Annotated in this window: 15 protein-coding genes, 2 tRNA genes and 2 other annotated features; of the genes, 16 read left to right on the forward strand and 1 reads right to left on the reverse strand. The window is 32.6% G+C overall.

Annotated elements, in window-relative coordinates:
• Positions 1–325 precede the first annotated feature (325 nt).
• From hslO to BLV37_RS12345, 7 genes are all read left to right on the forward strand, one after another.
• The gene (gene hslO, locus BLV37_RS12315; protein WP_342026622.1) at positions 326–1,234 is read left to right on the forward strand and encodes an Hsp33 family molecular chaperone HslO; all 909 of its coding nucleotides are present in this window, start codon (positions 326–328) and stop codon (positions 1,232–1,234) included.
• A 79-nt stretch (positions 1,235–1,313) separates the two neighbouring features.
• Positions 1,314–1,389 (forward strand) — tRNA-Phe (locus BLV37_RS12320).
• A gap of 1 nt (position 1,390) precedes the next feature.
• A tRNA-Cys gene (locus BLV37_RS12325) sits at positions 1,391–1,464 on the forward strand.
• 129 nt (positions 1,465–1,593) lie between these two features.
• Entirely contained in the window at positions 1,594–2,331 is a 738-nt protein-coding gene (locus BLV37_RS12330) for a DUF6873 family GME fold protein (RefSeq protein WP_091731987.1), read from the forward strand.
• 81 nt (positions 2,332–2,412) lie between these two features.
• Positions 2,413–3,312 (forward strand): putative sporulation protein YtxC, encoded by a 900-nt coding sequence (ytxC, locus tag BLV37_RS12335; RefSeq protein WP_091731989.1) that lies wholly within the window; start codon positions 2,413–2,415, stop codon positions 3,310–3,312.
• 87 nt (positions 3,313–3,399) lie between these two features.
• A complete protein-coding gene (locus BLV37_RS12340; protein WP_091731991.1) occupies positions 3,400–3,657 on the forward strand; it encodes a hypothetical protein in 258 nt (85 codons plus the stop codon).
• A gap of 64 nt (positions 3,658–3,721) precedes the next feature.
• Positions 3,722–4,324: a DUF445 domain-containing protein gene (locus BLV37_RS12345; RefSeq protein WP_091731994.1), complete on the forward strand. Its 603-nt coding sequence runs from the start codon at positions 3,722–3,724 to the stop codon at positions 4,322–4,324.
• 35 nt (positions 4,325–4,359) lie between these two features.
• On the opposite strand, the gene ftsH is transcribed toward BLV37_RS12345, so the two are convergent.
• Positions 4,360–5,919 carry an ATP-dependent zinc metalloprotease FtsH gene (gene ftsH, locus BLV37_RS12350; protein WP_342026623.1) on the reverse strand — a complete coding sequence of 520 codons (1,560 nt, stop codon included), beginning with the start codon at positions 5,917–5,919 and terminating at the stop codon, positions 4,360–4,362.
• Between the two features lie 165 nt (positions 5,920–6,084).
• Between ftsH and pepV the strand changes: the two genes are divergently transcribed.
• The 9 genes from pepV (at position 6,085) to pheS (ending at position 13,425) form a co-directional block, all read left to right on the forward strand.
• Entirely contained in the window at positions 6,085–7,485 is a 1,401-nt protein-coding gene (pepV, locus tag BLV37_RS12355; protein ID WP_091731997.1) for a dipeptidase PepV, read from the forward strand.
• Between the two features lie 194 nt (positions 7,486–7,679).
• Positions 7,680–7,819 (forward strand) — a sequence feature (ribosomal protein L20 leader region).
• 30 nt (positions 7,820–7,849) lie between these two features.
• Complete coding sequence (infC, locus tag BLV37_RS12360) at positions 7,850–8,356, forward strand: translation initiation factor IF-3 (RefSeq protein ID WP_091732000.1); 507 nt, start codon at positions 7,850–7,852, stop codon at positions 8,354–8,356.
• Positions 8,357–8,378: 22 nt separating this feature from the next.
• A complete protein-coding gene (rpmI, locus tag BLV37_RS12365; RefSeq protein ID WP_091732002.1) occupies positions 8,379–8,573 on the forward strand; it encodes a 50S ribosomal protein L35 in 195 nt (64 codons plus the stop codon).
• Positions 8,574–8,599: 26 nt separating this feature from the next.
• Positions 8,600–8,950, forward strand: a complete 351-nt coding sequence (gene rplT / locus BLV37_RS12370) for a 50S ribosomal protein L20 (protein WP_091732005.1) — start codon at positions 8,600–8,602, stop codon at positions 8,948–8,950.
• Between the two features lie 116 nt (positions 8,951–9,066).
• On the forward strand, positions 9,067–10,434 hold the full coding sequence (locus tag BLV37_RS12375; RefSeq protein WP_244270539.1) for a TrkH family potassium uptake protein: 1,368 nt from the start codon (positions 9,067–9,069) through the stop codon (positions 10,432–10,434).
• 12 nt (positions 10,435–10,446) lie between these two features.
• Positions 10,447–11,100 (forward strand): potassium channel family protein, encoded by a 654-nt coding sequence (locus BLV37_RS12380; protein WP_091732008.1) that lies wholly within the window; start codon positions 10,447–10,449, stop codon positions 11,098–11,100.
• A gap of 10 nt (positions 11,101–11,110) precedes the next feature.
• Positions 11,111–11,935 (forward strand): 23S rRNA (guanosine(2251)-2'-O)-methyltransferase RlmB, encoded by an 825-nt coding sequence (gene rlmB, locus BLV37_RS12385; protein ID WP_091732011.1) that lies wholly within the window; start codon positions 11,111–11,113, stop codon positions 11,933–11,935.
• Positions 11,936–12,009: 74 nt separating this feature from the next.
• Positions 12,010–12,114, forward strand: coding sequence for a YqzL family protein (locus BLV37_RS14855; protein WP_143031522.1), 105 nt, complete (start codon positions 12,010–12,012; stop codon positions 12,112–12,114).
• Positions 12,111–12,328, forward strand: a binding site (T-box leader). Its footprint overlaps the gene before it by 4 nt.
• A gap of 74 nt (positions 12,329–12,402) precedes the next feature.
• Positions 12,403–13,425, forward strand: a complete 1,023-nt coding sequence (pheS, locus tag BLV37_RS12390) for a phenylalanine--tRNA ligase subunit alpha (protein ID WP_091732013.1) — start codon at positions 12,403–12,405, stop codon at positions 13,423–13,425.
• Positions 13,426–13,428 lie beyond the last annotated feature (3 nt).

Consider the following 13,428-nt stretch of genomic DNA (forward strand, 5'->3'; position numbering starts at 1 on the left):
CCAAAAGGTTGAATTAAGACTTCACCATCAGCGGTCATAGCAGCGGCAAAGTGCTTTAGTTTGGCAATATCAATGCCAACGTAAATCATAGAACCACGTCCTTTATAATAATTGACAACTGTTTTGATCCACCTAGTCTTATTCTCATAGCCTTGCGGGAGATAAAAGTTTAAAACTTATCCAACTATAAATGATTTAAATAAGACAGTGGCAATACACTCCATCTAATAGTCAAGCTATAGGTAATTATAAAAAGTCCACAGTGTCTAATTTGATTATAGCGGATAATTAAAATAAATAAGGAAGGAGAGTATGATTTTAGTCCTTGACTATATCATACAAGGTTATTATGCAAGATTATGTAATAAGAGCTATGGATAAGGAAGGGAATATTAGAGTTTTTGTGGCACTTACAACAAACTTAGTTAACGAGGCTAGAAACATACATAATACAACTCCTACAGCATCAGCTGCTCTAGGTAGAACTTTAACAGCAGCAGCTATCATGGGGACTATGCTTAAGAATGAGAAAGAAATAGTGTCTATTCAATTTAAAGGTGATGGCCCCTTAAATACAATCTTAGCTGTGGGGAATAGTAGGGGAGAGGTAAAAGGGTATGTTGGAAATCCCGATGTGGAATTGCCATTAAATGAAAGAGGTAAATTAGATGTAGGTACTGCGGTTGGCAGAAATGGAAAGCTTATTGTAATAAGAGATTTTGGATTAAAGGAGCCTTATATAGGGCAATCAAATATTGTAACAGGCGAAATAGCTGAGGACTTGACTAATTATTTTGCTTACTCTGAGCAACAGCCGTCAGCGGTAGCATTAGGAGTGCTTGTAGATAAAGATACATCAATTAAAGCTGCTGGGGGATATATAATACAAGCATTACCTGATGCAACCGAAGAAGCTCTTGATAAGCTTGAAAGGAGAATGTCCCAGGTTGAGCCAGTATCCTCACTAATTGAAAAAGGTTATACTCCAGAAGAAATTTTAAACTATGTATGTAGTGACTTTAATATGGAAATAACAGATAAAAGTCCCGTTTCTCTTACTTGCGATTGTTCTGTTGAAAGGATAGAGAAGGCTTTAATTGCCATAGGAAAAGATGAACTAGAAAAGATAATCAAAGAAGATGGTCAAGCAGAACTAGTTTGCCATTTCTGTAATGAAAAGTATAGCTTTAATAAAGAAGAGCTAATTAAACTGTTAAATGAAGTAATATCTTAATAAGAAGCTTTCTTATCTTCTACCTATTGACATTGCTTTTAAAATAATATATACTAAAATTTGTCCTGTGAAGGACTTTGCCCAGATAGCTCAGTAGGTAGAGCAGGGGACTGAAAATCCCCGTGTCGGTGGTTCGATTCCGCCTCTGGGCACCATGGCGGCATAGCCAAGTGGTAAGGCAGAGGACTGCAAATCCTTTACCCCCAGTTCAAATCTGGGTGCCGCCTCCAAAACACATATTTTCTTAGTCTTCTTAAAATTTAAAGAAGGCTTTTTTTCTTTTTTTGTTAATTATAAATCTTTGTGGTATTTTGTGGTATATATGATAATAATCTCATACAAGAAAGGAGCTAATACTCATGTTTTTTAATCCTTTTGTCCCTGAAGACAAGGCTAGTTTAGCTGTTATAGATGGTAGAGCTGATGAGGAGATTAAAGATAATCTAATAGGTCATGGACTTAAAATAATAGAAACATGTAGATGTGAAGAGCTTTACGATTCTATATCTTATCACCCAGACATAATTATGCATCCTATTACCCCTAGGAAAGTAATAGTTGCTCCTAATGTATATGATTATTATAGTGACATATTGCCCTTTTATGGAATAGAAGTAATCAAGGGAGAGAAAAAACTAGATAGAAACTATCCCGATAACATTGCATATAATGTAGCAAGGATTTCAAGATATGCCATTCACAACACTAGGTACACTGATGAAAAACTGAAATATTATATAAAAAAACAAGGTGTAGATTTTATCAACGTAAATCAAGGATATACAAAATGCTCTTTAGCAATAGTAAGTAATACTGCTGTCATAACTTCTGATTTATCTATACATAAGGAGCTAATAAAACATGGTATAGAAGTGCTTATTATCAAGGAAGGCAATATCGATTTGCCGGGACTAAACTATGGCTTTATTGGAGGAGCCACAGGTATGTTTTCTAAGAATGAACTTTTTATATCAGGAGAGCTAGGTCACCATCCAAACTATATTGAAATAATTAATTTTTTGAAAAAATATAATGTTAAGCCTATTTTTTTGTCTAATCACAAAATTGTTGATATAGGCTCAATTATTACTTTCTAATACAATTATTACATCTTAAATATAAGAATATACATCTATATTAAACATATACTACTATTACATCAGAGAGGAGTGAGACTAATGAAATTACTCACAGTTGCATCAAAGATTCAAGCAGATAACATATTAAATCCCTACTTAAATATCTTTGAAAAAGAAGATTTAATTATAGAAAAATGTATAAGTAAATGTGGAGATTTTTACCTTATTGATTATGGACTAGATAAAAATAATAATAAAAAAAACAGAGATTTAAAAGATATGTTTAAGCATTGTATAGCGGAAGGAATAGCTGATATTATTATTGACAAATATCAGGAAAATATTATAGATAGATTATTAAGCTACAATCTTTATTATTTTGATAAAGAAGAAAGAGATAAAATTAAAACCAATACAATAGAGTACCTAAAAAAGGACGAATTTGTTAACACAGAAGGAATAACCTACAAGATAAGTAAAAGAGCTAGGGTTTTAAAATCAGTTATTGGATTTTTTGAAGAAAATGACTCCATAAATCTGGAGGGATTCATAAACTTTAGATTAAAATATTATTTAGAGGCCATAGAAGATGCTATAGATAAAAATATTGAGGACTATTTTGCTGAAAAGGAATATAAGGAGTTTATCAAAATTCTTCAGTATTTTGTAGATATTCAAGAGCCTAAAAGAGAAATAGTTCACATAATATTTAAAAATAGCAGATACAAGCTGATTGATGAAAAAAGATTAGCAATAAATAATGAACTCATAGAAGAATTAAGCCAAGAATTATCTGAAATAGATATAAATTATGATGATTTACTTATTAGTTCCCTAATAACCATAGCACCGAAAAAAATTGTAATTCATATAGATAATATTTCAAACAACAATGATATAATAAATATAATTAAAAATATTTTCCAAAACAAGGTTACTGTATGTGAAGGCTGTGACTTGTGCTTAAGCGATCTTTCTCACCCTTTCAAAGGATATTAAATTTGAAAGGGTGTTTTGCACTCTAAATAGAGGACAATAAAATAAAAAGTAGAATTATATAAACAACAAAGAAAGGGGTGCTTATATATGACAAGGGATAAAAAGATTGTTATTTTAAGCAATGAAGTAGAGGCTAAGCTCATGGAGGAAATATTAAGAGAAAGACAAATACCTCATATAATTCAGTCATATCATAGCATTGTTTATGATGGAATTTTTCAATTAAACAAGGGCTGGGGTCATGTAGAATCAGAAGACCAGTACAAGGAAGAAATAATATCCATATACGAAGATATAAAAAATGCTAAATTTGATACTGATTTCGAGCTTGAAGAAGAGGTATAATATGTTTTATATTTAAACAAAATATGCTATAATAAGTCACATAATTCTATTAGAAGGTGAAGCTATGATTGTAGTAAAAGTTTTAGTCTTAGCCATAATCGGAGCTTTGATTGGGTGGCTTACAAATTTAATAGCTATTAAGCTAATGTTTAGACCACTTTATCCAGTTAAAATACCTGTGCTTAATTATAGTATTCAAGGTTTAATTCCAAAGCGTAGAGAAGAATTGGCTAAAAGTATTGGAGATGTAATTGAAAATGAGCTGTTATCCATGAATGAAATATTGGACAAGGCTATAGAAGGAAATAATATGTCTCAAATAAAAGATACATTAAAAAATAAAATCAATGAAATTATAAGAGACAAGCTCCCAGCAATTGTACCTAGTATGTTTAAAAATATGATTTATTCATATGTTGATGAATTTATTGAGAGAGATGGGGAGGATATTATTAGGGATTTTTCTAAAAAAGCTATTGAAAAAGCTTCAAAAGATATAAGCCTATCTCAAATTGTGGAAGAAAAAATTAACTCTTTTGATATCAGAAGAATTGAGGAGATTATAGTTTCTATTGCAAAACAAGAATTAAAGCATATTGAAATTCTAGGAGGTATCTTAGGATTTTTTATAGGCATAGTGCAAGGAATAATAGTAATTCTTTTATAAAAAAGGCACACCATTGTATGGTATGCCTTTTTTTCTTAGGTAGCTAATACATGTGAAGGATTATTTTGTTCAAAAATATAATCTAGCTCATCTCCAGTCATATTCTCATTATCTAATAAGTATTGAGATATTATTGTTAGCATACTTTTATTATCTTGGACTATTTTCAAAGCTTCATCGTAACAGCTATTGAGTATTTTCTTAACTTCTCTATCAATCTTAGCAAAGGCGTATTGCATATACTGTTCTTTTATAGATATATTCCCTAGAGAGCTCATTCCATAGCTACAAACCATTTCCTGGGCAATTTCTGTTGCTTTTGTGAGATCATCCTTTGCGCCTGTAGTTATTTCACCGAAAACAACGTATTCAGCAGCCCTTCCCGCAAGTAGGACCTTTATCTTACTATAAAGCTCATCTTTAGTTAGTAGATATCTATCTTCATCAGGCACTCTAAGAACGTAGCCTAATGCTTGACCTCTAGGTACAATTGATACTTTTTGAATCATATCGACATTTAATATTTTACCCACTAATGCATGGCCTGCTTCGTGGCTGGCTACTATAACTCTCTCTTTTTCTAACACAGAAGGATTCTTTACCTCTAATCCTGCTACTACCCTTTCGATAGCAGAATTGAAATCATTTATATCTATTACTTTCTTTTTATTCCTTACGGCTATTATGGCTGCTTCGTTTGCAATATTAGCTAGCTGTGCACCTGAAAAACCATGTGTCTTTCTAGCTAAGTCCTCTATGTCTATACTTGCATCTAATGGTTTATCTTTAGTATGAACGCCAAATATTTCTTTTCTAGCCTTTACATTAGGATTACCTACATATATGTGTCTATCAAATCTACCAGGTCTTAAAAGAGCTTCGTCTAATAAATCTAGACGGTTAGTAGCACCTATAACTATTACTGTTTGCGATCTATAGAATCCATCCATTTCAACAAGAAGCTGATTTAAAGTTTGATCCTTTTCATTATTACTATCTGAATTTCTTTTAGAGCCAATAGCATCGATTTCATCTATAAATACAATACTAGGGGCATCCTTTTTAGCCTTTTCAAACAGAGTACGAACTCTTTTTGCTCCTACTCCAACATATTTTTCAACAAATTCAGAGCCGCTTGCATATAAGAAGGTAGAGTTTGTTTCTCCAGCTACTGCTTTTGCTAGCAGAGTTTTGCCCGTACCTGGAGGACCATAAAATAATACTCCTCTAGGAATTTTAGCTCCCATTTTATTGTATTTTTCTGAATTGTTAATGAAGTCTATGATTTCCTTAAGCTCTTCTTTGACTTCATCTAATCCTGCAACATCCTTAAAGGACACACTAGGTTTATTATTTTCACTAGACATATCATCAGTTTTCTTTTTTTCACTACTAAAAGAAGCAGGTACTAGTGACGGCTTAGAATCTAACCTTAAATAATATATCAATACTATTAGGGTTATAGTCCATACAAACAGCCTATCTCCACTGGAAACATTATTTAAACTCATACCTGAAAAACACTTGTCATATACTAAAAAACTAGAAAAAGCGAAGCAAACTATCATTATTAAAAATGTTATTTTCTTCTTCAATATATTCATCACCTGCTTTAACCTAAAAGTTTTTATGTTTATTATTATTTTATCCAATGTTTATGTTAATATTAGATATAGAAGGCTATAAAAAAAAGAAAATTAATGAAAATAGAAATAAATTTGTCATTAGCTTTTATATAAAAATTATAAGGAGGAAATTCCATGAACATTAACCAATTAGTAGAAAAATATAAAAATGACATAATAAAACATACTCAAGAGCTTATAAGGATTAAAAGCACAGAGAAACAAGGTATGCCAGGTAAACCCTTTGGGGAAGAAGTAAACCAGGCTTTAGAGTATGTATTAAAGCTCTCAGAAGATATGGGATTTCAAACATTAAATCTTGATGGATATGCAGGACATGCAGAAATAGGTCAAGGAGACGAAACTTTAGGAATTCTAGTTCATTTAGATGTGGTACCAGAGGGAGATGGCTGGACCTATCCACCATACGGAGGAGAAATACATAATGATAGAATATATGGTAGAGGAGCCTCTGATGATAAAGGACCAACAATAGCTGCCTTGTTTGCTATGAAGGCTGTTAAGGAATTAGGAGTAGAGCTTGGCAAAAAGATAAGGATAATATTTGGTACTAATGAGGAGACTAATTGGGACTGTATGAAGCATTATTTTAGGAAGATGAAAGCTCCTGATATGGCATTTACTCCAGACAGTGATTTTCCAGTAATATTTGCCGAAAAAGGAATACTAGTCCTTAATCTAGTAAAGAAACTTGAAAACAAATCCAGTGGAGGCATAGAGGTTTTAGAGATTAAGGGTGGAAATAGACCTAATATGGTGCCAGATTCTTGTAAAGCAATTCTTAAAATAAGAGATGAGAGTATAGATGATTTTATAAATAAATATGAAGAGTTAAAAGCTAATACTAGCTCAAATTTAAGCATAGAAATAGATCAGGAAAGAGTTGTGGTAATTTCGGAAGGAGTTTCAGCTCATGGGAGCACACCACAATCAGGTGTCAATGCTATATCCCAGCTCATGTCTTTTTTAGAGCTAGTGTTGGACAGTAACTTTTCAACATACAACTTCATTAAATTGTATAATGAAAAGCTTGGAGCAGAAGTGAATGGAGAGTCTATAGGCTGTGGACTTGAGGACGATGTAACTGGGAAACTAACATTAAATGTAGGCATGATAGAGCTTAATTCTGAAGAAGCTAAGCTAACATTAGATATTAGGCATCCAGTAAAATTAACAAAAGAAAAAGTAGTCAATGGAATAATAGATGCTCTTGCTGGAACGGGAATAGAGGTGGAGATAGATAATTATATGGACCCTTTATATGTTCCCCTAGATAACCCCTTAGTTCAAACACTTATGAAGGTATATAGGGAAGAAACGGGTGATACCACTAGCCAACCCATAACTACAGGCGGAGGAACCTATGCAAGATCTATGAAAAACGCAGTTGCTTTTGGTCCAGGATTTCCAGGTCAAGAGGACGTAGCACATCAAAAAGATGAGTATATGTCTATAGAGCATTTGATAAAGATTACAAAGATATATGCTAAAGCAATATATGAGCTTACAAAATAATAAAAATTAAAAAATCAAAAATCATTTGACAAAATCTCTAATATAAAATATATTATTTATGTTCGTCTTATTATGGTAGAGAATTGATTAGCATAAAAATAATTTTAAATATTATATTTTTAAAGAAAAATTATAAAAATATTTGACAAATGCTAGATAATAAAATATAATGAACTAGGATATATAATAGTATGAAAACAAAGTAGAAGTTTCCGCTTCTCACCTTACAGCAAAGGCTTATAGGGTTAATATTTACGATTTAATCAGCGTTTTATATGCTTTTTATGTAGTGTAATATAGCGGATAGTTTTACTATCCGTTTTTGTTTTTTTAATATTTTTTAAAATTTAGGAGGTGTCTTAATATTAAAGAACTTCAAATTAATGAGGAAATCAGGGAAAAGGAAATAAGGCTAATAGATGAAAATGGAGAACAGCTTGGCCTTATGTCTTCAAAAAAAGCTATGGAGATTGCAGATGAGAGAAAGCTAGATTTAGTTATGATAGCGCCTCAAGCAACTCCACCAGTATGCCGAATAATGGACTATGGTAAGTACAAGTATGAGCTTGCCAAAAGAGAAAAAGAAGCAAGAAAAAACCAAAAAGTAATCAATGTCAAAGAAATTAGGCTTACACCAAGTATTGAAATTAACGATCTAAAAGTTAAAGCTAATAGAGCTATTGATTTCTTAAAGGATGAAGATAAGGTGAAGGTTACAGTAAGGTTTAGAGGAAGAGAGATGGGGCATACTGAAAAAGGAATGGAAGTGCTTAATAAGTTTTCAGAATTAATTTCTGAGTATGGAACTGTAGATAAGCAACCCAAGCTAGAAGGCAGAAACATGGTAATGCATTTGAACCCCAAAAACTAATTACTTGGAAGGAGGAAACATCATGCCAAAAATGAAAACACATAGAGGAGCAGCAAAAAGATTTAAGAAAACAGGTACTGGAAAACTTAAGAGATATAAAGCATATAAGAGTCACTTAACAGGGAAAAAATCTCCAAAGAGAGTTAGAAGATTGAGAAAAGCTACATTGGTAAGCCCTGGTGATGCAAGAAGAATAAGCCCATTATTACCATACTAATTAGATGAACAAGGAGGAGAGAAAAGATGGCTAGAGTAAAAGGAGCAGTAAATGCAAAGAAAAAACATAGAAAAATATTAAAGTCTGCAAAAGGCTATTATGGCGCAAAAAGCAAGCTATATAGACCAGCTAACCAAGCTGTAATGAAGTCTCTACAATACGCATATGTAGGTCGTAAATTAAAAAAGAGAGATTTTAGAAAACTTTGGATTACAAGAATAAACGCTGCGGCTAGAATAAATGGCATGTCTTATAGTACATTTATTAATGGACTAAAGAAGGCTAATATTGAAGTAAATAGAAAAATGCTATCAGAAATGGCAATACACGATGCTCAAGGCTTTGCGAGATTGGTAGAAGTAGCAAAGAATGCATAAATAATAAAAGTTCCGATTACGGAGCTTTTTATTTTGCTTAAATATATATAATTAAATTAAGTTTTAAGAAGTAGCTTTAAATGGTATAATATTAAATATATTAGAAAGATCTAACAATGCAGGAGATGGTAATCATAGATTTCATTAATAAATTTGTTGAATCAAAATTAAATCCAGCACAAGTTTTGGCTTTAGGCTTTGGAGGACTTATTCTTATAGGAGCTACTCTTCTTAACCTGCCATTAGCTTCAGTAGATGGAAAAAGCATAGGGTTTATTAACTCTTTATTTACTGCTTCTTCAGCTGTATGTGTAACAGGATTAGTTGTAGTCAACACTGCTACTCATTGGTCTATATTTGGCAAGGTAGTAATTATCCTATTGATTCAAATGGGAGGCTTAGGGTTTATGACCATGGCCACATTAGTGGCTCTGATTCTTGGTAAAAGGATTACTTTGAAAGGTAGGCTATTGATACAAGAAGGATTAAATCAACTTTCGTTAGAAGGCGTAGTAAAGCTCACAAAATACGTGATAATATCTACTTTAGTTATAGAAGCTATTGGAGCAGTACTATTGTCAACAAGATTTATACCTATATACGGCTTCAAAACAGGGATTTTGTTTTCTATATTTCACTCGATATCAGCCTTTTGCAATGCAGGCTTTGATATTACCGGCAATAGCATAGTGCCTTTTGTAGGCGACTTTATTGTTAATATTACTATTTCTATACTCATTATTATTGGAGGATTAGGATACACTGTTTATATTGATGTAACTACTCATAAAAATCTAAAGAAATGCTCGCTTCACACTAAATTTGTTTTATTTATCACAGGAATATTGCTCCTTGCTGGCTTTATATTTTTCTTTATAGTTGAATATACGAATCCAGATACCCTAGGGAATCTATCTTTTTTAGAAAAAATAATTGCTTCTATGTTCCAATCTGTTGTAACTAGGACTGCTGGATTTAATAGTATAGATATAGGAAGCATTTCTAAAGCTACTACATTCATGATGATAATATTAATGTTTATAGGAGGTTCCCCAAGCTCTACAGCAGGAGGTATAAAAACAACTACCTTTGGTGTTATAATACTTTCAATAATAACAGTACTTAAAGGTAAAACTGATGTTGAAGCATTTAAGAAGAGAATTCCTAATGAGTTGATATTTAGGGCGTTAGCAGTAGTAGGTATAGGGCTTTTCTTAGTAATTTTAGTTACTATGGTATTGACTTTAACAGAAGTAGATGCTACTTTCTTAGATATATTGTTTGAAACAACATCTGCCTTTGCCACCGTAGGCTTGACAAGAGGCATTACACCTGATCTATCAAGTCTTGGTAAAATAATATTGACATTTACCATGTTTGCAGGAAGGCTGGGACCCTTAACCTTAGGATTCGCATTGGCTAAAAAGCAAGATGAATATAAAGGAAACTATAGATACTCTGAAGGGAAAATAATAGTAGGCTAGGAAGGTGAGAGGATGAAGCAATTTGTTGTTATTGGATGTGGAAGATTTGGAGCAAGTGTAGCCAGAACATTGCATAGTCAAGGCTATGATGTGCTTGCAATTGATAATGATGAAGAAAAAGTACAGGAAATATCTGAATCAGTTACCTATGCAGTACAAGCTAATGTAGAAGATGAAAATGTATTAAAATCCTTAGGTATAAGAAATTTTGATGTTGCTGTAATAAGTATAGGCTCTGATATTCAAGCATCTATCATGGCAACTCTTATTGTAAAAGAAATGGGAGTAAAGACAGTAATAGCAAAGGCACAAAGTGATGTTCATGCAAAGGTGCTATATAAAATAGGTGCTGACAGAGTTGTATTTCCTGAGAGAGATATGGGTGTGAGAGTAGCACACAACTTAGTATCATCAAACGTTCTAGATTATATCGAATTGGCACCTAATTATAGTATAATAGAAATTTTTGCACTTAAAGAATGGGAGAACAAAACACTCAAGGAGCTTAGGCTACCAGCCAAATATGGAATAAATGTAATGGCTATAAAGCAAAATGATAGTGTAAACATTTCTCCTTATGCTGATGATATTGTAAAGCCTGGAGATGTACTAATAGTAATTGGAAGCAATGAAGATTTAAGTAAGTTAGAAAAAAAGGCAGATTGAGGTTTTAGGAATGTGTGAAATGATAACTAGTTCTTCAAATACAATTATAAAAGAAATAAAATCTCTCCACAGAAAAAAAGACAGATGGGCAAAAAATAGCTTTTTTGTTGAAGGAGTTAGAGGAGTTGAAGATTGTATAAAATCTGGTATAAGAGTAGAATACCTAGTGTATTCTGATATGCTATTGAGTACTAATGGTGGACAACAGCTCCTTGAAGAAATAAGCTATAAAGATTATAAAATATACTATATATCTGATAAACTTTTTAAAGAAGTATCTGATACTGAAAAGCCACAAGGCATATTAGCAGTAGTAAAGCTTCATTTAAAAGATATAAAGGAAGCTCTATTAGAAAAAAACAACTTTTTAGTGCTTTTAGATAGAATTCAGGATCCTGGCAATTTGGGAACCATAATAAGAACAGCAGATGCATTTGGTGCAAATGGAGTTATAGTTACAGAAGGGTGTGTAGATGTATTTAATCCTAAGACCATTCGCTCTACTATGGGATCAATTTTTCATGTTCCAATTATATATTATGGCTGCATAAAAGAAGCCATAAGAGATTTAAAGGCTTATAATATAAAAATAATCACCACATCCTTAGCTGCAAAAAAATACTCCTATGAGATAGATTTTAATACAAGCTTCTCCTTAGTTATTGGCAATGAAGCATCTGGAGTATCCGAAGAAGTTATGGAAGCCTCCGATTCACTTATTAAAATACCGATGACAGGGCAAGCAGAGTCCCTAAATGCAGCTATAGCTTCATCGGTAATAATGTATGAGGCTTTAAGACAGAGGGCTTATTTTCAAAAAAATCATAAAATTTAGTTTTCATATTCCTTGAAATTTTTAACACCTCATGCTATAATCTTAGTAAATAGCTTTAGAGAGGTGTTTTATATATGTTTAACGCAGAATTTTTCTGGAAAATGTTTGAGCTTACTGGCTCTGTCAACGCCTATCTAATATATAAGAAGCTTATTATGAACTGTCAAATTAATATCTAAAAGTAATGACAGAGAGAGTATGTATTTTAATGCTTAAAGAGAGAAGGTGCCGTGGCTGGAAGCACTTTTATGTGAAGAAATACAGAAGTTCCCTCTTGAACTGCTAGGTTGAAATAGTAGTAAACTTAGGCCGGTTTTTTACCGTTAACATAGTGAGTGATTTGATTTATTATCAAATTATTAGGGTGGTACCGCGGAAAACTTCGTCCCTTTGTGACGAGGTTTTTTTATTTTTGTAAAGGTTAATAATTGAGAAAATAGCTTTTTAGCAGGAAGGGAGTGCATAAAATGAGAGAATTATTAAAAATTATGAAAGAAAGGGCTTTGCTTGAGCTTGAAAACACAAATAAGCTTGAAGAGCTTGAACAATTAAGGATTAAGTTTCTAGGTAAAAAAGGTGAATTGACCCAAGTTTTAAGAGGGATGGGCAGTTTATCTAGTGAAGAAAGACCTATAGTTGGTCAAGTGGCAAATGAGGTTAGGGTATTAATAGAAAATGGCATTGAGAAAGTTAAAGAGAAACTTAAGGAAGAGTCAAAAAATATAAAATTAAATGCAGAAATATTAGATATTTCCATGCCAGGAACCCAAATAGAAAAAGGACACAGACATCCACTTATAGGAGTAATGGAGGAGCTAGAAAATATTTTCATGAGCATGGGATTTAGCATAGTACAGGGTCCAGAGGTGGAAACTGTGTACAATAACTTTGATGCATTGAACTCTCCTGAAAATCATCCTTCAAGGGATCCGTCAGATACCTTTTATATAACTGATGACATCCTATTAAGAACTCATACATCGCCAGTGCAGATAAGGACAATGAAAGAAAACAAGCCACCGCTAAGAATAGTATCTGCAGGTAGAACCTTTAGATTTGATGATGTAGATGATACTCACTCACCAATGTTTCATCAGCTAGAGGGATTAGTAGTAGATAAAAATATTACAATGGCTAATCTTAAGCATACAATAGATATGTTTATTAGAGAGCTTTTTGGAAGCCAAATGAAAACCAGATTTAGACCCCATTATTTTCCTTTTACTGAGCCAAGTGCTGAAGTTGACGTGTCATGCTTAAAATGTATGGGTAAAGGCTGTGAAGCATGTAATGGAACAGGTTGGAGTATGGAACTACTTGGATGTGGAATGGTCCATCCAAATGTTCTAAGAAACTGTGGAATAGACCCTGAAATTTACAGTGGTTTTGCATTTGGACTAGGTGTAGACAGAATTGCCATGGTTAAGTATGGCATTAACAATATAAGACTTTTATTTGAAAATGACATGAGATTTTTAAATCAGTTTTAAGGA

The sequence above is a fragment of the Proteiniborus ethanoligenes genome, assembly GCF_900107485.1.
Taxonomy (GTDB): domain Bacteria; phylum Bacillota; class Clostridia; order Tissierellales; family Proteiniboraceae; genus Proteiniborus; species Proteiniborus ethanoligenes.

Excerpts from the sequence above, each read along its gene's own strand:
- BLV37_RS12330 (WP_091731987.1), top strand. The coding sequence starts at position 1,594 with ATGTTTTTTAATCCTTTTGTCCCTGAAGACAAGGCTAGTTTAGCTGTT.
- ytxC (WP_091731989.1), top strand. The coding sequence starts at position 2,413 with ATGAAATTACTCACAGTTGCATCAAAGATTCAAGCAGATAACATATTA.
- BLV37_RS12340 (WP_091731991.1), top strand. The coding sequence starts at position 3,400 with ATGACAAGGGATAAAAAGATTGTTATTTTAAGCAATGAAGTAGAGGCT.
- BLV37_RS12345 (WP_091731994.1), top strand. The coding sequence starts at position 3,722 with ATGATTGTAGTAAAAGTTTTAGTCTTAGCCATAATCGGAGCTTTGATT.
- pepV (WP_091731997.1), top strand. The coding sequence starts at position 6,085 with ATGAACATTAACCAATTAGTAGAAAAATATAAAAATGACATAATAAAA.
- rpmI (WP_091732002.1), top strand. The coding sequence starts at position 8,379 with ATGCCAAAAATGAAAACACATAGAGGAGCAGCAAAAAGATTTAAGAAA.
- rplT (WP_091732005.1), top strand. The coding sequence starts at position 8,600 with ATGGCTAGAGTAAAAGGAGCAGTAAATGCAAAGAAAAAACATAGAAAA.
- BLV37_RS12375 (WP_244270539.1), top strand. The coding sequence starts at position 9,067 with ATGCAGGAGATGGTAATCATAGATTTCATTAATAAATTTGTTGAATCA.
- BLV37_RS12380 (WP_091732008.1), top strand. The coding sequence starts at position 10,447 with ATGAAGCAATTTGTTGTTATTGGATGTGGAAGATTTGGAGCAAGTGTA.
- rlmB (WP_091732011.1), top strand. The coding sequence starts at position 11,111 with ATGTGTGAAATGATAACTAGTTCTTCAAATACAATTATAAAAGAAATA.
- BLV37_RS14855 (WP_143031522.1), top strand. The coding sequence starts at position 12,010 with ATGTTTAACGCAGAATTTTTCTGGAAAATGTTTGAGCTTACTGGCTCT.
- pheS (WP_091732013.1), top strand. The coding sequence starts at position 12,403 with ATGAGAGAATTATTAAAAATTATGAAAGAAAGGGCTTTGCTTGAGCTT.